The sequence below is a fragment of the Sphingobium indicum B90A genome (assembly GCF_000264945.2).
Taxonomy (GTDB): Bacteria; Pseudomonadota; Alphaproteobacteria; order Sphingomonadales; family Sphingomonadaceae; genus Sphingobium; species Sphingobium indicum.
Genome location: NZ_CP013070.1, coordinates 1792114 through 1811195, shown reverse-complemented (window position 1 = coordinate 1811195; position 19082 = coordinate 1792114). Strand labels below are relative to the sequence as shown.

24 protein-coding genes are annotated in these 19082 nt (G+C 66.0%); 10 read left to right on the top strand and 14 right to left on the bottom strand.

Annotation, left to right across the window (positions count from 1 at the left end; all coding sequences use genetic code 11):
* Window positions 1-10: 10 nt before the first annotated feature.
* The 6 genes from SIDU_RS08840 to SIDU_RS08815 are packed head-to-tail and all read right to left on the bottom strand — an operon-like array spanning window position 11 to window position 5532.
* On the bottom strand, window positions 11-1039 hold the full coding sequence (locus SIDU_RS08840; protein WP_007687248.1) for a Gfo/Idh/MocA family protein: 1029 nt from the start codon (window positions 1037-1039) through the stop codon (window positions 11-13).
* Entirely contained in the window at window positions 1036-2040 is a 1005-nt protein-coding gene (locus SIDU_RS08835) for an MDR/zinc-dependent alcohol dehydrogenase-like family protein (RefSeq protein WP_007687249.1), read from the bottom strand. The genes SIDU_RS08840 and SIDU_RS08835 overlap by 4 nt, the downstream gene beginning before the upstream one ends.
* A complete protein-coding gene (locus SIDU_RS08830) occupies window positions 2037-3152 on the bottom strand; it encodes an inositol-3-phosphate synthase (RefSeq protein WP_007684622.1) in 1116 nt (371 codons plus the stop codon). The genes SIDU_RS08835 and SIDU_RS08830 overlap by 4 nt, the downstream gene beginning before the upstream one ends.
* Window positions 3153-3164: 12 nt before the next feature.
* A complete protein-coding gene (locus SIDU_RS08825) occupies window positions 3165-4088 on the bottom strand; it encodes a glycoside hydrolase 5 family protein (protein WP_007684624.1) in 924 nt (307 codons plus the stop codon).
* Window positions 4085-4909 carry a TIGR04290 family methyltransferase gene (locus tag SIDU_RS08820; protein WP_007684626.1) on the bottom strand — a complete coding sequence of 275 codons (825 nt, stop codon included), beginning with the start codon at window positions 4907-4909 and terminating at the stop codon, window positions 4085-4087. Before SIDU_RS08820 ends, SIDU_RS08825 begins: the two co-directional genes overlap by 4 nt.
* Window positions 4906-5532 carry a histidine phosphatase family protein gene (locus SIDU_RS08815; protein ID WP_007684629.1) on the bottom strand — a complete coding sequence of 209 codons (627 nt, stop codon included), beginning with the start codon at window positions 5530-5532 and terminating at the stop codon, window positions 4906-4908. Before SIDU_RS08815 ends, SIDU_RS08820 begins: the two co-directional genes overlap by 4 nt.
* Before the next feature lie 272 nt (window positions 5533-5804).
* Between SIDU_RS08815 and SIDU_RS08810 the strand changes: the two genes are divergently transcribed.
* Genes SIDU_RS08810 through SIDU_RS08780 form a run of 7 tightly spaced genes read left to right on the top strand, consistent with a single transcriptional unit; the run spans window position 5805 to window position 13400 of the window.
* Window positions 5805-6917, top strand: a complete 1113-nt coding sequence (locus tag SIDU_RS08810; RefSeq protein ID WP_007684631.1) for an NAD-dependent epimerase/dehydratase family protein — start codon at window positions 5805-5807, stop codon at window positions 6915-6917.
* Window positions 6914-7987 carry an SDR family NAD(P)-dependent oxidoreductase gene (locus SIDU_RS08805; RefSeq protein ID WP_007684633.1) on the top strand — a complete coding sequence of 358 codons (1074 nt, stop codon included), beginning with the start codon at window positions 6914-6916 and terminating at the stop codon, window positions 7985-7987. Before SIDU_RS08810 ends, SIDU_RS08805 begins: the two co-directional genes overlap by 4 nt.
* The gene (locus SIDU_RS08800; protein ID WP_007684636.1) at window positions 7984-9066 is read left to right on the top strand and encodes a glycosyltransferase family 4 protein; all 1083 of its coding nucleotides are present in this window, start codon (window positions 7984-7986) and stop codon (window positions 9064-9066) included. The genes SIDU_RS08805 and SIDU_RS08800 overlap by 4 nt, the downstream gene beginning before the upstream one ends.
* Entirely contained in the window at window positions 9063-10166 is a 1104-nt protein-coding gene (locus tag SIDU_RS08795) for a CgeB family protein (protein WP_007684638.1), read from the top strand. The genes SIDU_RS08800 and SIDU_RS08795 overlap by 4 nt, the downstream gene beginning before the upstream one ends.
* Window positions 10163-11269: a CgeB family protein gene (locus tag SIDU_RS08790; RefSeq protein WP_007684641.1), complete on the top strand. Its 1107-nt coding sequence runs from the start codon at window positions 10163-10165 to the stop codon at window positions 11267-11269. The genes SIDU_RS08795 and SIDU_RS08790 overlap by 4 nt, the downstream gene beginning before the upstream one ends.
* Window positions 11266-12342 (top strand): CgeB family protein, encoded by a 1077-nt coding sequence (locus tag SIDU_RS08785; RefSeq protein ID WP_007684645.1) that lies wholly within the window; start codon window positions 11266-11268, stop codon window positions 12340-12342. Before SIDU_RS08790 ends, SIDU_RS08785 begins: the two co-directional genes overlap by 4 nt.
* A 32-nt stretch (window positions 12343-12374) precedes the next feature.
* Window positions 12375-13400, top strand: coding sequence for an NAD-dependent epimerase/dehydratase family protein (locus tag SIDU_RS08780; RefSeq protein WP_025771675.1), 1026 nt, complete (start codon window positions 12375-12377; stop codon window positions 13398-13400).
* 9 nt (window positions 13401-13409) lie between these two features.
* On the opposite strand, the gene SIDU_RS20005 is transcribed toward SIDU_RS08780, so the two are convergent.
* The 5 genes from SIDU_RS20005 to SIDU_RS08760 form a co-directional block, all read right to left on the bottom strand.
* A complete protein-coding gene (locus SIDU_RS20005; RefSeq protein ID WP_233431887.1) occupies window positions 13410-13547 on the bottom strand; it encodes a response regulator in 138 nt (45 codons plus the stop codon).
* Between the two features lie 11 nt (window positions 13548-13558).
* Window positions 13559-13783 carry a response regulator gene (locus tag SIDU_RS20000; protein WP_233431886.1) on the bottom strand — a complete coding sequence of 75 codons (225 nt, stop codon included), beginning with the start codon at window positions 13781-13783 and terminating at the stop codon, window positions 13559-13561.
* Window positions 13784-13793: 10 nt separating this feature from the next.
* Window positions 13794-14015, bottom strand: a complete 222-nt coding sequence (locus tag SIDU_RS08770) for a hypothetical protein (RefSeq protein WP_007684649.1) — start codon at window positions 14013-14015, stop codon at window positions 13794-13796.
* Between the two features lie 87 nt (window positions 14016-14102).
* Window positions 14103-14294 carry a DUF3606 domain-containing protein gene (locus tag SIDU_RS08765; protein ID WP_007684652.1) on the bottom strand — a complete coding sequence of 64 codons (192 nt, stop codon included), beginning with the start codon at window positions 14292-14294 and terminating at the stop codon, window positions 14103-14105.
* Entirely contained in the window at window positions 14291-14770 is a 480-nt protein-coding gene (locus SIDU_RS08760) for a DUF4142 domain-containing protein (protein ID WP_233431885.1), read from the bottom strand. The genes SIDU_RS08765 and SIDU_RS08760 overlap by 4 nt, the downstream gene beginning before the upstream one ends.
* Before the next feature lie 307 nt (window positions 14771-15077).
* Here SIDU_RS08760 and SIDU_RS08755 point away from each other — a divergent pair, with 307 nt between their 5' ends.
* Both SIDU_RS08755 and SIDU_RS08750 read left to right on the top strand, forming a co-directional pair.
* On the top strand, window positions 15078-15671 hold the full coding sequence (locus tag SIDU_RS08755; protein ID WP_233431884.1) for a Crp/Fnr family transcriptional regulator: 594 nt from the start codon (window positions 15078-15080) through the stop codon (window positions 15669-15671).
* Between the two features lie 141 nt (window positions 15672-15812).
* Complete coding sequence (locus SIDU_RS08750) at window positions 15813-16010, top strand: hypothetical protein (RefSeq protein ID WP_007684655.1); 198 nt, start codon at window positions 15813-15815, stop codon at window positions 16008-16010.
* A gap of 158 nt (window positions 16011-16168) precedes the next feature.
* Here SIDU_RS08750 and SIDU_RS08745 read toward each other — a convergent pair whose 3' ends face one another.
* Together SIDU_RS08745 and SIDU_RS08740 are read right to left on the bottom strand one after the other, a co-directional pair.
* Window positions 16169-17098, bottom strand: coding sequence for an HWE histidine kinase domain-containing protein (locus SIDU_RS08745; RefSeq protein ID WP_007684656.1), 930 nt, complete (start codon window positions 17096-17098; stop codon window positions 16169-16171).
* A complete protein-coding gene (locus SIDU_RS08740; RefSeq protein ID WP_007684657.1) occupies window positions 17095-17853 on the bottom strand; it encodes a Crp/Fnr family transcriptional regulator in 759 nt (252 codons plus the stop codon). Before SIDU_RS08740 ends, SIDU_RS08745 begins: the two co-directional genes overlap by 4 nt.
* Window positions 17854-17923: 70 nt before the next feature.
* Here SIDU_RS08740 and SIDU_RS08735 point away from each other — a divergent pair, with 70 nt between their 5' ends.
* Complete coding sequence (locus SIDU_RS08735; RefSeq protein WP_007684658.1) at window positions 17924-18310, top strand: response regulator; 387 nt, start codon at window positions 17924-17926, stop codon at window positions 18308-18310.
* A gap of 236 nt (window positions 18311-18546) precedes the next feature.
* Here the strand turns inward: SIDU_RS08735 and SIDU_RS08730 are convergent, their stop codons facing one another.
* Window positions 18547-19056: a BLUF domain-containing protein gene (locus SIDU_RS08730; RefSeq protein ID WP_233431883.1), complete on the bottom strand. Its 510-nt coding sequence runs from the start codon at window positions 19054-19056 to the stop codon at window positions 18547-18549.
* Window positions 19057-19082 lie beyond the last annotated feature (26 nt).

Genomic DNA, 19082 nt, shown 5'->3' with positions numbered 1-19082 from the left:
ATTCCTTTCCTTATCTTGTCGCGGCGGCATAGATGCCGTCCATGATGTCGGCCACATGCGCCAGTTCTTCGCATCCCGGATCGAAGCGGGGGGAGCGGGCCAGCTTTTCGGCCCATTCCCCCGCCATCCGGCCGCCCCATGGATCGCCAGGCTCGGACAGCGCCTCCCGCGCCGTGCCGCGGAACAGCTCTGCCCGGAAGTCGTAGAAGGAGCCGTCGATGTTGCGGAAGGCGACGCCCGCCTTGTCGCCGTAGAAATCGGCGGCGATCACCGCATCCTGCCCCGCATGGAGGTTCCAGGAGCAGGCGATCCGGACCATGCGCCCGTCCGCCAGATGCAGCGTCGCCATGCCGAGATCCTCGACCTGCCGGCCGCGATCCTCCAGCGGGTGTCCTTTCGCGAAGAGGGCGGCATCGATCCGCTCCACCTCAGGGAAGTCGAGCACCCAGAGCGCCAGGTCGATCAGATGCACGCCAAGGTCCATCATGCAGCCGCCGCCCGACAGTAAGGGATCGTGGAACCACGGCTTGTCCGGGCCATAGGCGTTGTGGAAGATGAGGTCGACGGCATGAACCTGGCCCAGTTGGCCGGCGCGGACATGATCCCGCAGGGCACGCATTCCTGCGGTGCCGCGATAGGACAGGTCGACGCCCAGCAGCCGGTCAGCGGCGCGGGCGGCGTCGATCACTGCGCGGACCTCCGCCCCGGTGCGGCCCAGCGGCTTCTGGCAGAAGACCGGCACGCCCCGCTCCAGCGCGCGGATCGACTGTTCTGCGTGGAGCGCGCTGGGGGTGGCGATGACGATGCCGTCGAGCGGCTGTTCCAGCAAGGCGTCGAGCGAGTCCAGCCGCACCGCATCGGGAGCGAGCAGGGCTGCCTCCGCACCGTTGCCGGGCAGGGCGTCGGCAATGGCGGCGGCCTCTATCCCGCCGGTCGCCAGCATGGCCTCCATCCGGTTGCGGCCGATCCAGCCCACGCCCAGAAAGCCGATGCGCGGGCGGGTGAGGAGGGCGGGGGCAGGGGCGATGGCGGCACTCATGGGACGATGATCGCCTTTACGAAGCCGTCCGGCTTGTCCCGCGTGGCGTCCAGCGCCTCGCCCAGCCGGTCGAGCGGATAGCGGTGGGTGATGAGCGGCGCGGGATCGATGCGGCCGGAGGCGACGGCCGCGACCGCTTCCCTCATGCCCCCGACATAGGCCGCCGGATCTCGTTCATGCGCGTTGATGACGTCGATGCCGCGCCAGTTCCACAGCCACATGTTCACCTGGCGCGGCCCGTCCTGATGATAGCCCGCGACGATCAGCTTGCCGCGTTCGGCGGTGAGTTCGCCCGCCAGGTCGAGCGGCCATTGCTTGCCCACCGCCTCTATCGTCCGTTCGCAGAAGCGTCCTTCGGTGAGCGCGCCGACCCGATCGATGATCGCCTGATGATCGTCCATCGCGATCGTCTCCGCCGCGCCGTGATCGCGGGCGAGGTCGAGCGAGGAGGGGCGCCGCGAAATGGCGATGACGCGGGCTCCGGCCTCCGTCGCCAGCCGGGTGAGCAGCGCCCCCAGAAAGCCGATGCCGATGATCGCGACGGTCTGGCCCGGCCGGATGTCGGCGCGGCGGAAGATGTTGAACGCGCACCCCAGGGGCTCGCCGGGGAAGGGCAGCCCGTCCAGTTCGGGCGGCAGCCGCACGATGGCGCTTTCGTCCGCCAGATCATGGTCGGCATAGCTGGCATAGGAAAGCGCCGCCACGCGGTCCCCGACCGTTACGGAGGTCACGTCCTTCCCGACGGCATCGACAATGCCCCAGCCCTCATGGCCGAGCGCGCCCGGCTCCAGCGGGAAGCCTTGCCATTCCGGTCCCGCCCAGGGGGTGAGGTTGGAGGCGCAGACGCCGCATCCCTCCAGCCTTATGCGGACCTGACCGGGGCCGGGCCGCGGCATCGGAACCTGGTCGATCCGCACCGCGCCGGGGTCGGTCACGACCGCCGCGCGCATGGTCGCCGCCTTTTCGGCCGGCTCGCGCTCCGCCATCAGCAATTCGCTCATTCCGCCGCCAGCGCTATCGCGCCCTCCCCACGAATGAAGGCCTCCAGCGCTTCATGCGCCCGGTCATCGGTCATCTGCATCGGCGGATGCTTGCAGAAATAGGCGGCCGCCGGATGGATGGGGCCGCCCAGACTGCGATCCAGCGCTATCTTGGCGCAACGGATCATGTCGATGGCGACGCCCGCCGAATTGGGGCTGTCCTCCACCGACAGGCGCAGTTCCAGGTTCATCGGCACGCCGCCGAAGAGTTGCCCTTCCATGCGCAGGAAACAGACCTTGTTGTCATTCTGCCAGGCGACATAGTCGGACGGGCCGATATGGATATTCTCATCCTCCAGCCGGGTTTCCGCGACCGACTGCACGGCTTCGGTCTTCGAAATCTTCTTCGACTTCAGCCGCGAACGGTTCGACATGTTGAGGAAGTCGGTATTGCCGCCGGTGTTGAGCTGATAGGTGCGGTCCAGCTTCACGCCCCGCTTGGCGAACAGGTCGGTGAGAACCCGATGGACTATGGTCGCGCCCAGTTGCGCCTTGATGTCGTCCCCGATGATCGGCACGCCGGCCCGTTCGAACCGGTCCGCCCATGCGGGGTCGCTGGCGATGAAGACCGGAATGTTGTTGACGAAGGCAACGCCCGCCTCCAGCGCGCATTGCGCGTAGAATTCCGTCGCCTGCTGCGATCCCACGGGCAGATAGTTGAGCAGCACGTCCACCTTCGCCTCGCGCAGCCGCTTTACCACCTGTGCGCGGTCGGGTTCGGCGGCGTCGGCAGGCAGGAAGGTGCGCTCGTCGGGATGGTCGGCCATGTGGTCCGCGCAGCCGTCCAGCAGGCGGCCCATCTCCACCTTGACCCCGCTTGGGCGGACGTCGCCGCAGAAGGTCTGGGTGCAATTGGGCCTGGCGAAGATCGCTTCGGCGATGTCGCGGCCGACCTTTCGCCGGTCGATGTCCCAGGCGGCGGCCAACCGGATGTCGCAGGGGCGATAGCCGCCCAGTTCCCAATGCATCAGGCCGCTATGGTCGTTGCTTTCAGCGCGATAGTGCGACAGGCCCTGCACCAGCGAACTGGCGCAATTGCCGACGCCGACGATGCCGATGTTGATGGCTTGCATGATGCGTCTCCGTCAGGCGGTGCGGGCGACCGGCTGGGCGGCCGATGCCGGGGCGTAGCGGTCGATCATCCAGGCGCAGAAATCCGCGAAGGCCTGCGGATCGTGGACCGCGCTGCTGTGATGGGGGGCGATGCCCAGATGTTCGGGCGTGAAGCAGAAGGTGACGGTGACGTCGAAATCGCCGAGCGCCTCCATCTGCCGGTCGAACCAGTCGACCGCATTGGGACGGAAGCTGTCGGCCCAGCTCAGGCCGGTGCGCAACTGCTTCACCCCCAGCCGCTTCATCCAGTCGACGGCATCGTTCAGGCGCGGATCATTGAAATGGAACCATTGCATCAGCCCCATCTCGCCAGCGACCCTGGCATAGTCCTCCAGTGCGGGCTTGGGCGTGCCGTCGGCGCGGATCAGCCCCATGTAGAAATGGCGGTAATAGCTCGATCCTTCCGCCTCGCGATGGCGCGTGGTCGCGCCCCATTCCTGCGGCAGGTCGTAGAGGCTGTACCAGTAGATGCGCGGCACCCGCCCGATCAGCAGTTCGGCGGTGCGGTTGAGGCCGAAGACCTGCACTTCCTCCGCGCCGAAGGAGCCGACGCCGACCTCCGTCACCCAGACCGGCTTGTCGGGCGCCACCGCCTCGATCTCCGCGATCCTGGCCGGCCAGTCGTTGAGCGGCCAGAGGTTCCAGTCGAGCGGGAAGCCGTGCACCGCCACGACATCCACCGCGTCCAGCGCACCATGGTCGCGCATCCGGTTCACCCAATGCGGATCGATGGGCGACATGCCGCCCAGCACGCGGGTCACGGCGGGATTGGCGTCGGCAATTGCGGCGCCCGCGCGGATCACCATGTCGGCATAGAGCGACCAGTCGGGGTCGACCTCCGGGTCCCAATGCGACTTGTTGTTGGGTTCGTTCCAGATCATCGCGGCTTCGATCATGCGTCGGTTCCCTCCTCTGGTCCTTTGGCTGGATAGACGGCCGGCCTGCCCATCAGCTCCCCGAACGGGACCGGGGCGGCGCGGCAGAGATAGACTTCCTCCTCCGGCTCGGCCTCTATGGTGAAGCCGGCGGCGCGCAGCAGCGCCTGCGCGCCGGCCTTGTTCGGGGCCCACCAGTTGGTCCAGTCATGCGCGAATTTCCGTTCGATGAAGTGCAGGCGCGGATAGGCCGGATTGTCGAAGAAGCCGGGCGGGCGGCTGGTGCCGGGGACGTGGAAAGGGTGATCCTCCGGCACCAGCAGCACGTCGGACGAACCCTGCTGCATCGTCTGGAACAGCATCATGTCGCCCGCCACATGCTCGCGGATCAGGTCGAGCGCGAGCAGAGGGTGCCGCAGATGGTAGAGCACGCCCATGAAGATCACGAGGTCGAAGCGGCGGCCGAGCTTTCCGACATCATAGACGGACAGGTTGCGGAACTCGATGCCGTCATGGCCCAGCGCTTCGGCGGCGAAACGGGCCTGGGCAAGATAGCGGTCGTCGGAATCGATGCCGAGGACTTCCGCCGCGCCGCGGCGTTTCATCTCGATCGAATAGAAGCCGGCGTTGCAGCCGATGTCGAGCACCGATTTTCCCGACAGGTCTTCGGGAATGGCGTCCGCAAAGCGCGCGAACTTGAAGGCGGGATAATCGCCCAGGAAATGGTCCGGCGCGGTTTCCATGCCGCCGATGCGAAGATTGTGGAACCATGGGCCCAATTCCTCGATCTGGCGGCGCAACGCGTCGGTCTTGCGGTCGGCTGCGAGATTCACTGTCTTCATGCGGGCACCTCGTTCAATCGGGTCACGCTGCCGCCGGCCGACCCCAGCAGGATCGTGCTGATCGAACCGGGATCGACTTCGAACCTCAGCAGATTGTCGAGGCTGAGGCCGAGATAATGCGCGATCGTCCCGCGGATGATGTCGCAATGGGTGACGCAGAGGATGGTGGCCCCCGTGTTTTCCCGCGCGACCGTTTCCAGATGCCGGACGGTCCGGGCGACTGCGCCGCCCATCGTCTCTCCGCCCGGCGTCGCGCTGGTGGAGCGGCTGCGGTTCCAATCGCGCCAGCGCGGGTCTTGCTCCAGTTCCGGAAAGGACCGTCCGTTCCAGGAGCCGAAATCGACCTCGTCCAGATCGGGGGCGATGACGACCTCCAGCCCCAGGGCTTGGGCGATGATCGACGCGGTTTCCACCGTGCGCCGGCGCGGGCTGGCATGGATGGCGTCTATGCCGTGCAGGCCACGCCATGCCGCGACGCCGGCTGCCTGCACGCGGCCGCGCGCGGTGAGGGGCGACATGCCCGCCCGCCCGCTCAACAGCCGCCCATATTCGCCATGCATCCCATGCCGGATCAGGTGAAAGCAGGTAAGCGGCGGTTCGCGGGAGGAAGACAGCATCAACATAGATGCTGCTTAACAGGATCGGGAGAAGGAAAGTTCCATAGACGTAATTCTCAAAAAGGTAAATGGAAACATCGTGAATAACTTGTGTGTCACCCGTATAACATAGATTATTCTCATGAGTTTGTACTGAGTGGATATTAAAGGATTTCTCGAAATATTACCGGAACCTGGCGGTAGAAGAAGATGTTGATGGTCCCGTTGCCACGGTTGCGGGGAATGGAACGTTCCCGCAGCCAATCCTTGGCAAATCATCATCAATGAGGGGAGCGGCCGTGGAAAAGATACTTGTCACGGGTGGCGCCGGCTTCATCGGCCGGACGGTTTGCCGGGAATTGCTGGCACGCGGCCATGCCGTTCGCGTGCTGGACAGCATGATAGAGCAGGTTCACGGAGACATTGAACGGCCGGCCGACCTCGATCCGGAGGTCGAGCTGATCCGCGCCGACATACGCAACGGCCATGCGGTGGACCGCGCCTTGCAGGGTGTCGACGCCGTCATCCACCTCGCCGCCGAAGTCGGGGTCGGCCAGTCCATGTATGAGGTGGAGCGCTATACCTCGGTCAACGACGTCGGCACCGCCGTCCTCTTCGAACGGCTGATCGACCGTCCGGTGCGGCGCGTGGTGACAGCCTCCTCGATGAGCATCTATGGCGAGGGGCTGTACCGCGACGAGGATGGCCGGATCGTCCAGGACGCGGAGCGCGGGTCGATCCGCGACAATCAGAAGATCTGGGATCCGGTCGACCGACAGGGTCGCCCGCTTACGCCCATCGCCACGCCGGAATGGAAGCAGCCCAATCTCGCCTCCATCTACGCGCTCAACAAATATGTGCAGGAACGCACGACCCATATCATGACCGCGCCCTATGGCATGGAGGGCGTCTGCCTGCGCCTGTTCAACGTCTATGGGCCGGGGCAGGCACTTTCCAACCCCTATACCGGCGTGCTGGCGATCTTCGCGTCCCGCCTGCTGAACGGGCAGAAGCCGATGATCTTCGAGGATGGCGGGCAGCGCCGCGACTTCGTGCATGTCGGCGACGTGGCGCGCGCCTTTGCCGACGCGCTGGAACTGCCGCAGGCGGCGGGCGGCACCTTCAACATCGGTTCCGGGCAGGACCGTTCCGTCACCGAAGTGGCGCAATCGCTTGCGCTGGCGATGGGCCGGAACGATGGGGAACCCGAAATTGTCGGCAAGGCGCGGACCGGCGACATCCGCCATTGCTTCTGCGACACCGGCAAGGCGGAGGAAGTGCTGGGCTTCAAGGCGCGGCAGGACTTCCAGCAGGGCCTTGCCGTGCTGGCCGAATGGGTGGCGCGGCAGACCGCCGACGACCGCGTCAATCAGGCGCGGGCGGAGCTGGAAGCGCGGGGGCTGGTCGCGTGAAGCGCGCCGACGGAAGGCCCGTGCTGGTCACGGGCGGGGCCGGTTTCATCGGCTGCAACATCGCCGACCGGCTGGCGGGGGAGGGCGAGCAGGTCGTCGTCTATGACTCGCTGGCCCGGCCCGGTGTCGAGCGCAACCTTGCCTGGCTGGAGCAGCGCCACGGCGCCGCGATCACGCCGGTCATCGCCGATGTGCGGGACGATGCGGCGGTGGACCGGGCGGTCGCCGGCGCGAAGGCGGTCTTCCACATGGCCGCGCAGGTCGCCGTCACCACCAGCTTCACCGACCCGCGCGCCGACTTCGAGGTGAACGCGCTCGGCACGCTCAACGTGCTGGAGGCGGCGCGCCGCCGCGCCGCGCCGCCGCCCGTGATCTTCGCCTCCACCAACAAGGTCTATGGCGGGCTGGAGGATCTCGACTTCCCGCTGATCGACGGCGCTTATCTGCCAGCTGCCGAGCATCTGCGCGCCAATGGCATCGACGAGAGCCGCCCGCTCGATTTCCATACCCCCTATGGCTGTTCCAAGGGCGCGGCGGACCAATATGTGCTGGATTATGCACGCAGTTTCGATCTGCCCGCCGCTGTGCTGCGCATGAGCTGCATCTACGGCCGGCGGCAGATGGGGACGGAGGATCAGGGCTGGGTCGCGCATTTCCTGATCAGCGCCCTGGAGGGGCGACCGATCACCCTTTATGGCGACGGTCATCAGGTGCGCGACATATTGGACGTGCAGGATGCGGTGGACGCCTATCTGGCGGTCTGGCGGCAGATCGGACGGGTGAGCGGCCGCGCCTTCAACCTGGGCGGCGGGCCGGACAATGCCGTCAGCCTGCGGCAGATCCTGGCCTTTATCGGCGTCCATCTGGGCAAGTCCATCGTGCCCGACTTCGCGCCCTGGCGGGCGGGCGACCAGCGCTATTTCGTCGCTGACACCGGCGCGGCGCGCACGGCGCTGAACCTGAAGGCGCGCAAGCCCTGGCGGCAGGGCGTGGCCGATCTGGCCCGCTGGCTGATGGAGGAGCGGGCGGAGAGCGCCGGGCCCAGGCTGATGACCGCGAGCGCGCTGTGAGGGGCGGCGGGCATCTGCTGCTGTCCGCCGACGCGGTGGGCGGCGTCTGGCAATATTCGACCGACCTGATCCGCGCGCTCCAGCCCCATGGCTATCAGGTGACGCTGGCCGTCATGGGGCCTGCGCTGAGCGAGGCGCAGCGGGCGGAGGCGGCGGCCATAGCCAATTGCCATCTGGTGGAAACCGGCCTCGAACTCGAATGGCTTGCGGCGGAAGCGGCGCCCATCGTGCAGGCCGAAGCGCGGCTGGCGGAAATGGCGGGCGACCTTCGCGTCGACGCGGTGCAACTGCATACGCCGGCGCTGGTCAGCGCCGGCCGTTATCCCTGCCCGGTGATCGCGCTGCTGCACAGTTGCGTCGCGACCTGGTGGGAAGCGGTGCGCGGCGGTCCCATGCCGGAGGATTTCAACTGGCGCGCGGCGCTGGTCGCGGCCGGCCTTCGGCAGGCGACCCGCGTCATCGCGCCCAGCATGGCTTTTGCGGAGGCGGCGCGCCGCCGCTATGGCGTGCTCCCCATGGCGGTCCATAATGGCCGGTCCTTTCCAGTGAAGCCGCAGGCGATGCAGGACCATGTGTTCACGGCCGGTCGCCTCTGGGACGAGGGCAAGAATATCCGGGTGCTGGATGAGGCGGCCGCCCGCATCGCCGTGCCGTTCAGGGCTGCCGGACCGCTTGAGGGGCCGCAGGGAGCGGGGATCGGTCTGCATTCGCTGGTGTCGCTCGGCCCGCTCGACAGCATGGCGCTGGCTCGGCATCTGGCCAGCCGGCCGGTCTTCGCTTCGGCGGCGCTTTACGAACCCTTCGGCCTTGCGGTGCTGGAGGCGGCGCTGGCCGGTTGCGCGCTGCTGCTGTCCGATATTCCGACTTTCCGGGAGCTATGGGATGGCGCCGCCATCTTCGTCCATCCTCGCGACGCGCAGGGCTTCGCCTGGGCGATAGAGGAATTGCTGGGCGACGGCGCCACCCGCGTGGAAATGGGCCAGCGCGCCCAGACGCGGGCGGGCGCCTACACCCCCGCCGCCACGGCCGCGCACATGGCCGGCCATTATCGCGCCGTCCAGCGGAAGGTGGCCGCATGAAGATCCTCTATTTCACCCATTCGCTGCTGTCCTGCTGGAACCACGGCAATGCCCATTTCCTGCGCGGCGTGCTGCGCGAACTCGCGGCCATGGGCCATGACGTGCTGGCGCTGGAGCCGGAGGGCAATTGGAGCCTCGCCAACCTCCTGTCCGACCATGGGGAGGAGGGGCTCGCCGCCTATCGTCAGGCCTATCCCGAACTCCGTGCCCAAGGCTATGGCATGAAGGACGATCTGGTCGCGCTGGTCGACGGCGCCGACCTCGTCATCGTCCATGAATGGAACGAACCGTCGCTGGTCGGCGCGCTCGGCCTGATCCGGGCGGGGCGGAGCGATTTCACCCTGCTGTTCCATGACACCCATCATCGCGCCGTGTCCGATCCGGATGCGATCCGGGCGTTCGACCTGTCGGGCTATGACGGTGTGCTGGCGTTCGGCGAGGCCTTGTCGGAAGTCTATCGAAGCTGGGGCTGGGGCGAGTGCGTCTGGACTTGGCATGAAGCCGCCGACACAAGGCATTTCCGTCCCTTGCCCGGTGAGAAAAGCGGCCTCGTCTGGATCGGCAACTGGGGCGATGGGGAGCGTACCGCCGAGCTGGAGGATTACCTCTTCCGCCCGGCGCGGCAGGCGAAGCTCCCGCTCGACATCTATGGCGTGCGCTATCCTCAGGAGGCGCTGGCGACGCTGGAACGCTACGGCGTCGCCTATCATGGCTGGGCGCCCAATGCCGCCGCGCCGGAGGTCTTCGCCCGCCACCTTGCCACCGTTCATGTGCCGCGCCGCTATTATACGCAGCTTCTGCCCGGCATTCCGACGATCCGGGTGTTCGAGGCGCTGGCCTGCGGCATTCCGTTGCTGTCCGCCCCTTGGGACGACAGCGAAGGGCTGTTCCGGCCCGGCGAGGATTTCCTCTTCGCCCGGACCGGCGACGAGATGAAGAGCCATATGCGCGCCATCAGCGAGGATGCGGACCTTCGCGCCAGCCTCGTCCGCAACGGATTGGAGACGATCCGCAGCCGCCATAGCTGCGCCCATCGCGCGCAGCAGCTGATGGACATCACGGCGTCGCTCGACGCGCAGCCGATCAGGAGCGTTGCATGAAGATCGCCTTTTACGGCTCCAGCCTGCTTTCCTCCTACTGGAACGGCGCAGCCACCTATTATCGCGGGATATTGGAGCAGCTTGCCCGGCATGGCCATCGCATCGCATTCTATGAACCGGATGCCTTCGACCGGCAGCAGCATCGTGACATCGACCCGCCCGACTGGGCGCGCGTGGTGGTCTATCCCGCGACGCCGGACGCGCTGAAGGGCGTGATGGACGAGGCCGCCGAGGCCGACGTCGTCGTGAAGGCCAGCGGCGTCGGCGTGTTCGACGACGAGCTGCTGGACGGCGTCATGCGCCGCGCCCGGCCCCATGCGCTGCGCATCTTCTGGGATGTGGACGCCGCCGCGACGCTGGACGAGATGCGCGCCGATCCGGACCATGCCGTGCGCCGCGCCTTGCCCGGACTCGACATGGTGCTGACCTATGGCGGCGGCGATCCGGTGGTGAACGCCTATCGCGGCTTCGGCGCGGTGGAGTGCGTTCCCGTCTACAATGCGCTCGATCCGCAGAGCCATCATCCCGTGCCGCCCGATCCGCGCTTCACCGCCGATCTCGCCTTCCTTGGCAACCGCCTGCCCGACCGGGAGGCGCGGGTGGAGGAATTCTTCCTGAAACCCGCCGCCTTGTTGCCCGGCCGGCAATTCCTGATCGGCGGCAATGGCTGGGATAGCAAGGCGATGCCCGGCAATGTCCGCCATCGCGGCCATATCTACACCGCCGAGCACAACGCCTTCAATTGCAGCCCGCTGGCCGTGCTGAACGTTGCCCGCGACAGCATGGCGCATATCGGCTTTTCCCCCGCGACCCGCGTGTTCGAGGCGGCGGGAGCAGGGGCCTGCCTGATCACCGATGCGTGGGAGGGGATAGAGATGTTCCTGACCCCGGACGAGGAGGTACTGGTCGCCCGCGACGGGCAGGATGTGGCGGATCATCTGGCGGCGCTGACGCCGGAGCGGGCGCGGGCGATCGGACAGGCGGCGCTCGCCCGTGTCCGGGCCGAACACAGCTATGAACTGCGCGGGCATCAGGTCGACGAAATCCTGCGCGACCGATCCGGGCGGCGCGCCGCCAGGCAGCATCAGATGGAGGGAGCATGAAACTCGTCGTCCTCGGCCTCAGCCTGTCTTCATCCTGGGGCAATGGTCATGCCACGACCTTCCGTGCCCTGCTCTCCGCCTTTGCCGGGCGCGGGCATGAGATACGCTTCCTGGAGCGGGACGTCCCCTGGTATGCCGGCCAGCGCGACCTCATCGATCCCGCCTTCTGCCGGCTGGAATTCTACGACAGCGTGGAAGCGCTGGAAGATTGGCGGCATGAGATCGAGACGGCGGATGCGGTCATGGTCGGCTCCTATGTGCCCGACGGCATCGCGGTCGGCCATTATGTGCAGCGCACCGCGCGCGGGGTCACCGCCTTCTACGACATCGATACGCCCGTCACGCTGGCGGCGCTGCGCGAAGGGCGGTGCGACTATCTGTCGGCGGAACTGATCGCGGGCTATGACTGCTATTGCTCCTTCACCGGCGGCCCCACGCTCGACCTGCTGGAGCGGCATTATCGTTCCCCCATGGCGCGGGCGCTCTATTGCTCGGTGGATGCGTCGGCCTATCGGCCGATGGACGTGCCGAAGAAATGGGATCTCTCCTATCTCGGCACCTACAGCCCGGATCGCCAGCCCACCCTGGAGAAGCTGCTGATCGAACCGGCGCGGCTGCTGCCCGACAGGCGTTTCGTCGTCGCCGGGCCGCAATATCCCGATGACATCGACTGGCCCGCCAATGTGGAGCGGATCGAGCATCTCGCCCCGCACGACCACGCCGCTTTCTATTCCGCCTCGCGCTACACGCTGAACGTCACGCGCGCCGACATGATCGAGGCGGGCTGGTCCCCCTCCGTCCGGCTGTTCGAGGCGGCGGCCTGCGGCACGCCGATCATCTCCGACGTCTGGCCGGGACTCAACGAACTGCTGGAGCCCAATCGCGAAATCATCTTCGCCTGGAATCCGGAGCAGGTGATCGTCGCCCTGCATGAGGATCGCGCCGATATAGGCGAGGCCGCCCGCCGCCGCATCCTGGACCGGCATATATCGCGCAACCGCGCCGCCGAGCTGGAAAACTGGCTGCAGGGGGCCGCCCGGATGCGCACGCGGGACATGGCGGCCGCCGAATGAAGAACGACAGGACAGAAAAGGACGGAGGGTCGATGAACGGAAAGCGTGAAACAGCCCTGGTGGCCGGAGGAGCCGGCTTCATCGGGTCGCATCTGTGCCGGACGCTGCTGGATCAAGGGCATGAGGTCATCTGCCTCGACAACCTCCAGACCTCGCGGGAGGTCAACCTGCGGATGCTGGAGGGGCATCGCGCCTTCACCTTCGTGCGCGGCGACATCGTCGATCCCCTGCCCGATGCGGTCACGCGCAGGCGCGACATCAGCCGCATCTACAATCTCGCCTGCGCGGCTTCGCCGCCGCAATATCAGGCCGATCCCGAACATACGATGCTGACCAGCGTAGTCGGAACCGATCGCCTGCTGCGGCTGGCGGAGCAGGTTGGCGCGCGCTTCCTGCTCACCTCCACCAGCGAGGTCTATGGCGATCCGGAGGCGCATCCCCAGCGCGAGGACTATCGTGGCTGGGTGAACTGCACCGGCCCCCGCGCCTGCTATGACGAGGGCAAGCGCGCGGCGGAGGCCATGGCCTTCGACTTCGCCCGGCTGGGCCGCGCCGATGTGCGGGTGGCGCGGATCTTCAACACCTATGGCCCGAACATGCATCCCGACGATGGCCGCGTGATCTCCAACCTCGTCTGCCAGGCGTTGTCGGGCGACGCCATCACCATCTATGGCGACGGATCGCAGACGCGCAGCTTCTGCTTCGTGTCGGACATGGTCGACGGGCTGATCCGATTGATGGAGGCGCCCTTGTCCGACATGGCGCCCGTCAATCTGGGCAATCCGGAGGAATACAGCATCCTGCAACTGCTGGACCAGGTGGTGGCGGCCACCGGCACGCGGTCGCAGGTCGTCTTCCAGCCGCTGCCGGTGGACGATCCGCGCCGGCGCAGGCCGGACATCCGCCGGGCGAGCCAGTTGCTTGGTTGGGAACCCCGCGTTCCCCTGAGCGAGGGGCTGGCGATCACCTGCGCCTTTTTTGAGAAGGAACTTTATGACCGCGCGCCGGGATTCGCATGCGCGTCCTTCGTCGAAGGGGCGGGCATCGCGGCGGAATGAAGCCGGGCGTCAGGCGCTGCCCTGGCGGCGCCAGGCGAGCGAGGCGACGATTTCCCTGGGGGCGATGGGCTTTTGCAGCCGCAGGACGTCGTTGAGATCGGACGGTATGACTTCCTCGTCATAGCCGGTCAGGAAGAGGAACGGCACGCCCCGTTCCTTCAGCAGCCGGGCGAGGCGAAAGGAGGGGCCGTTCCCCAGATTGATGTCCAGCACGGCGGCGGAGGGCCTCCCAGCCGGATCGCGTCCATGGCCTTCTCCTCGGTCGGGAAAGGGCCCAATATTCCGGCTCCCGCGTCGCGCAGCGCGTCCGCAGTGTCGAAGGCAAGATAATAGTCGTCCTCGACGATCAGCACCGTCTGGGCCGCGAGAGCGGTATCGTCCATCCGTCCGTCCTCAGTTGCCGCCCGCTTCGGCGGGGCTGGCCTGATGCGATCCGTCGGCGCCCGTCCCGGCGGTGTTGAAGAAACCGCCCGCCAGCAGGATGGCGAAGGCGATCACGACCAACGCCAGGCTGATGCCCAGGACATAGCGGGTGACATGGGTGGAAGCCCCGCTCCGCGCCTCCTGCCGCGAGACATGGGTGACGACGCGGCCGTCTTCCTCTTCCTTGTGCATCGCAATCTCTCCTTTCCTTGGGGAGAGAACAGGCACGCGGACAGGCTGGTTCCCGGCAAGGCGCGGTTCGTGCCGATCTTTTGTCGCTCAGCGCCTGCGGTGAAGGAACTCCGCTATGGCATTGACATGATGGCCGACCCGCTCGACCGCTTGCTCCAGCCGGGCCCGCGACGTGCCGAAACGCTGCTGCCAGTAGCGCGCATCCCCCTCCCGATCCAGCGAGACATGCTTGAGGTCCGCTGGAGCGGCGGGGGCGGAGAGGGTGCGGACGTCGGTCATCGGCCCGCGTTCAAGAGATCGATATGATGTTTCACCACGGGCACGATCTTCGCCGCCGCATCCTTGAGCGAACGATTGGAGCCATTGGCGGCATAATCCTGGTGCAGTTGCAGCGCCTGGGCGTGGGCCGCCTTCTGCTGCTGCCAGTAGAGGGTGTCGCGGGCAACGCCCCTTGCCTGCTTCAGCGCCGCGACCTTCGCCTGCTGGTCGGGCGTCAGGCCGGGCGGCGGCGCCTTGACGTCGGAGGCCGCCGCCGCGCTCTTAAGCATGGCGGTGCTCTTCCCGTGATCCCCGATCATCATGGTGGCGAAGCTCTTGACCCTGGCGTCGCTGGTCGTTTCCAGCACGATCTTGCTGGACGTCTGCTCGAACAGGTCGCCCGCGCCTGCCTTGCCCAGATAGGCGGCGGGCGATTCCGCAGCGGCGGCAGGCGTGGCGAGCGCCATCAGCGGCATCAGAAAGAGCATTCTGGACATGGATCGTTCCTCCTGCCGATCCAGCGATTTCGCCGGCTTTGCGGTTCCGCGACCTGACGCCGGCACGATAACCTGGATTAGGCGGACGGCAATTTCCAGAGGAGCGCCGGGGGGATGCGCCACGTTCATCGGCTCTTTTCCTCGTTCCATCCAAATTATTTCCATCATGCAAACATAAGTGAATCCGGCATGAACCAGAACCGCTATGGTGGGGTCAGGTTCAATCGACATTGATCCAGGGGGGCTTAACAGGGAGTAGTCCATGTTAAGCCAGGTTGCCGAAAGCGAAAACCAGGTTCATTTCCGAATGCATCAGTTTCTGGCGCGGGAGAATGAGAAGCCCGATGCCATGCTGTATGTTCAGGAAGGGTGGGCGTGCCGTTACCGGCTGTTGTCGGACGGCCGCCGCCAGATCACCGCGCTGTACCTGCCGGGGGATTATTGCGACCCGCAATGGGCGCTGGGCGGCGTGTCGTCCCAGCCGGTGGTGGCGATCACCAATGTGAGGGCGCTGCGGTTGCCCTGCCGCATACCGTCGCACGCCGGTTTCGATGGGCGGCACGGCTTCTGGCAAGCGCTGTCCGGCACGATCGAGCGGCAGGCCAACTGGCTCGTCACCCTGGGGCGCAAGACGGCGCTGGAACGGGTGGCGCACCTGCTGCTGGAACTGTTCGAACGCATGCGGCAGGCGGGCCTTGCCTATGGCCAGCAATGCGCCATGCCGCTGACGCAGATGGAAATCGCCGACATGACCGGGCTGACCCCGGTTCATGTGAACAGGACGCTGCAATCCATGCGCGCGCGAGGTCTGGTGGAACTGCAATCCAAATGGCTGCGGATACCGGAGCTTCCGGCCCTGCGCGAAGTCGCCGCCCTGACGGGTCACGACATGGCGGGATGATGGGAAGCGCCGGCAGAGGCGGGTGCCGAAGAACAGGGACGGCATCGGGGCAGGAAGGGATCGCCCGCCGCCATGCTGTGGAGGATGAGGCATAATCGTCATGCCTGGCCTTCGATGCCGCGAAACGGGAAGGACCGCCGTATGCATGAACCGGAACGGCCCAGCGACCGGCGTCTCGGGTGGGCGGCGATCTGGGTGGTGGGGATTGTCCTGCTGGTGATCGCCGTCGTCTTCATCGGGCGCAATTTCTGGCACCATGACGTGCTGAAGGAAGACCAGCAGACGGGCGAGAACCGCGCCGACGACCATGAGGGCCTGACGCCGAACGAAAAGCGGTGAAACCGGCCATATAGCCTAGGGTGTGTGGGGATTCAGTTCAGGGCGCGGCGAAAATAGTGGATTTCGAGAACTGGCGCGCAGCGTACTTCAGTACGTGAGCACCGGAAGCGCAGAAAGCCGCTATTTGCAGCCCGCCATGGACTGAATCCCCACACGCCCTAGTCGCTGGGGTGGAGCAGCCTCTTGGTCATGGGCAGGCTGATGTGCACCTTGAACGCGTCGGGCGTCCAGTCGATGGTGCCCGAACCATCCAGTTCGAACGGGATCGTCTTCGTCAGCAGCTCCGTGCCGAAGCCGGAACGGCGGACCGCCGGGGGGGCATCACTGCTCTTTTCCTCCCACAGGATGCGCAGCATCGGCACGGCCTGTTCGCGATCGCTCCACCAGCGGAGCCAGACCTGGCCCCCATCCGACCCCAGCGCGCCATATTTGATGGAATTATTGCCCAATTCGTGAAAGGCGAGAGCCAATGTCGTCGCGGCCGAGGTGCGCAGCCGGATGTCCGGCCCCTCCAGAAAAGCCTGTTCCCCGGCCCTGACGGCGAACGCCGCCAATTCGTCCATGACCAGGTCGTGCAGTTCAAGGCCGTGCCGTTCCGCCAGGGCCAGATTGGATTCGATCCGGGCGATGGCGTCCAGCCGTCCCAGGAAATGGCTGGTGAGATGGTCGATGGAATCGCTGGTGGCGGCCGTCCGCCGAAAGATGGAGCGGACGGAAGCGATCAGGTTGCGCAGCCGATGCTGCACGTTGCGTAGCAGATATTGCCGCGCCGCTGCTTCCATGGCGTCGACATTACTGAACTGGACGACGCAGATGCGATAGTCGGGCGTCGCCACCAGCACGGCGGCGAACAGCCGCGCCTCGCATTTTCCGTCGTCCCAGCTCAGCCGCGCCGCGGACTCGCCCGATGCCGGGACGACCAGCCGCCCGCCGATCAGCCGCTCCGGCCGGATGCCCAGCAGTTCCGTCAACGCCGCATTGGCGCGCAATATGGCGTCGTCCGGCCCGACCTGGACCTGGGGCAGGGGGCATGCATCGAAGAGGGCGAGAAAGTCGCTCCAGCCGTCGGTCGGGGATGGTGTCGTCACGATGTCTCTTGCGCCGCCGGATGCAGATAGTACGGGTCGAAGGCGCAGACGCGCTCCAGCGCTGCCAGGTCCGGCACGACGAGATGGCGCCGGTGCAATTCTATCAGCCGTTGACGACGCATTTCCTGCAATATCCTGTTGGTGTGCACCATCGTCAATCCCGTTGCGTCCGCCAGTTCAAGCTGCGTGACGGGAAAGTGGAAGCCGCCGCCGCTGACGAGGCCTACCGTCAGCAGCCGGTGATAGAGTTCGCAGAAGAGGTGGCTGAACCGCTCCAGCGCGGTGCGGCGGCCCAGATTGACGCACCATTCGCGTTGGATGGAGGCGGTGATCAGGGCGTTGATCCACATCGCCCTCGTGACTTCGGGATGGCTGAGCGCGATCTCCTCGAACTGGTTGCGACCGACTTCCGCCACCTTGATCGGCGTGAGCGCGGTGACGCCATGGTCGGCGCGATGCAGCAGGAAACAGAAGGGATCGCACAGGTCGCCGGGCAGCAGCAGGCTGACGATCTGGCGGCGGCCGTCCTCCAGCATCTTGTACCGGGCGGCCCATCCCTCCAGCAGGAGGAAGATGGAGGTCAGCCGGTCACCCTGGGCGAACAGGTCCGTGCCGGTGCGCAGCGGCGGGAGCGTGCGGCATGCCAGCGCGTTGATCATGTCCCGGTCGCGCCGGCCAAGTGGCCAGTGCGCCGCCAGGTTGAGGGTAGTGATGCTATCCTTCATCGCGGCATGCGGGATATCGAGCGATGACATGGCGCGTTTTCACCTATGTTGTTTTTCGTCGCTCATTCCCGTGCGACGGCTTGCGGGAGAGGAGAGATGAATGACGAAAGGGGCGGCCCCCGGCACGGTTCGCGTGCTGGTGGTGGAGGAGGATTATTTTCTCTCGAGCGATCTTGGCGTCTTGCTGGTCGAGGAGGGGTTTTCGGTGATGGGGCCGCATGGCAGCCTGTTCGGCGCGCTCAAGGCGATTGCGGCGCAACTGCCCGACATCGCCCTGTTCGACGTCAATCTGCGGGGGGAGATGAGCTATCCCCTGATCGACGAACTGACCGCGCGGTCCGTGCCGGTGATCATCGTGACCGGCTGTGACGAGCAGAGCCTGCCGACGAACTGCCGGGGATGCAGGCGGGTCGCCAAGCCCTATTCCCCCGCCGACATATTGAAGGCGATCGATGCGGTTCTGGCCGGGACCGGCCATCGGCTCTGACATCGGGACTCTCCCATTCCTTGCGAACCGATCATGTGCCCGGTCGTTCCAAAGCCCCGCCTGCGAGACGATGGCGGCGGATCGGCGGGCGCCCGGACGGTCGAGGGATAGGGTGGGCGGCATGGCAGGGCAACCAGCGGCAGGACGAGCCGTTCCCCAGCAATGCTGATCTGGGTTAATCGCCGCCTGCTTTCCAGGTTGACGGGCATCGGGCGCGTCACTGATCGGGACGGGCCTCAACCCCGGCCGCGAATCGAAAATTCCGACATCATCTGGATGAGCGCCTCCAGCCCCTCGTCCCCCTTTTCCAACGCGTCGTTCAGGGCGCGTTCGATGATGTCCGAAACGAATTGGGATGGGCCGGCATAGGCGAGGGACCAGGTGAGGAAATAACGATGCGGGGTTTCGCCCGATGCGATCGTGCGAATTTCGCCATGTCGCGGATCGCGCAATATGCTTGCCTTCAGTTCTTCGATGGCAGACGGCGCGCCCTCCAGATATTGGGCGAAGCGGTTGCCCGTGAACAGGAGCGCGCCGGTCACGTCCAGCGAACGATTGCGTGGGATGGAGATATCGACGATTTCTTGTATGTGTTTTTCAACGTGGGTTGCATCGAACTGGCTGGTGCTAATATAGGACCATCGAGTGAACATGCCGCAATGATGCCATTTGTCTGAGGAAAGTAAAGGCGGGGCTTGCGGTGGCGTGGAAAAGTCGGGTAAAAATGGCCCGGCAAATATAGACATGCACGGTTAATGGAACTGTTCCGGCC